The 1,255-nt window shown below is 30.1% G+C and carries 1 protein-coding gene; it reads right to left on the reverse strand.

Features of this window, described 5'->3' with window-relative positions:
- Positions 1-118: 118 nt before the first annotated feature.
- On the reverse strand, positions 119-1,255 hold a 1,137-nt coding region (locus U9R42_06575), incomplete at its 5' end, for a glycosyltransferase (protein MEA3495683.1).

Raw genomic sequence — 1,255 nt, forward strand, 5'->3', positions numbered from 1 at the left:
TTGAAATTTGTCATTACGATGACGAATTTAATGTAAAATTCGTCAATACGTTGACGATATTAATATATTCCTGTTGTATAAAACAAATTGAAAATCTCTCAAGAAATAACTTACGAAATTAAATCTCCTTTGAGAATTTCTTTATCGCTTCTGCCATTTTATCCCATGAATTCAATTCCTTAAACTTACGAATGCCTGCTTTAAACTCTTGTTGGTTTTTGAAAAACTCAATAACGCTATCTTTTATCATTTTTGAATCGGCTTTATCAACTACCATTCCTGTGTTATGTGGTTCAACAGCTTCTTTGAGACTACCTACATCAGTAACAATTACAGGTAATTCAAAGTGATATGCAATTGACAAAATGCCGCTTTGCGTTGCCGACTTGTAAGGAAGGACATTTACATCAGAAGCCGAGAAAAACAAGGATACTTCGTCATCGGCTATATATCTTAGGTTTGCACTTATTTTATTTTCAAGTCTTAGATTTTTTATTTGAGTGAAATATTTTTCATCCTTTCCGTAAACTTCACCTGCAATAAGAAGGTAATATTCATCAGAAAGATATTTCATTGTTTCAATAAGGATATCCAAACCTTTGTATTCGCGAACAAATCCAAAGAAAAGAAGAACTTTTTTATTCCCCGGAATATTCAGTTTTTTCCTTGCTTCTTTTTTATCAATTATTTTTCCGAAATGATTGTAAAGAGGATGAGAACGAAAAATATATTTTGCATCGGGTTTAAGCTGTAGCAAATCATTTTTTACCGTATTGCTCATTACTACAAAAGCTGAATTTCTTTTAAGAAAATATTTTGAAAAGCTAATGTCATAAAATTTCTTTTCGTGAGGGATAACGTTATCTAAAACCGTTATCACTTTGGTTCCTTGCTTTTTAAGCATAGCTGCAACATATCCAAGTGAAGGGGCAAAAAACGGCATCCAATATTTCATGATTAAAATATCGGGTTTATACTTTTTGATTTCTTTAGCAGTAGAAAAATATGAAAATGGATTTATTGAATCCAAAATTCTTTTAGCATCTATTTTTTCTACATTATCTTTTTCATTAACAAATTGCGTTTTACCTGGGAATAAAAGATTAGGATATTGCCTTTTAAAAGTAAAAGCTTTTACTTCATGCTCTTTTGAAAAAGCATTAAAAAGGGATGTATTAAAATGTGTAATACCACCTCTAAAAGGATAAAACGTTGATAGATATGCAATTTTCATTTGAAGTAAGTTTTTAAACAA

It is taken from the genome of Bacteroidota bacterium, from assembly GCA_034723125.1.
GTDB lineage: Bacteria > Bacteroidota > Bacteroidia > CAILMK01 > JAAYUY01 > JAYEOP01.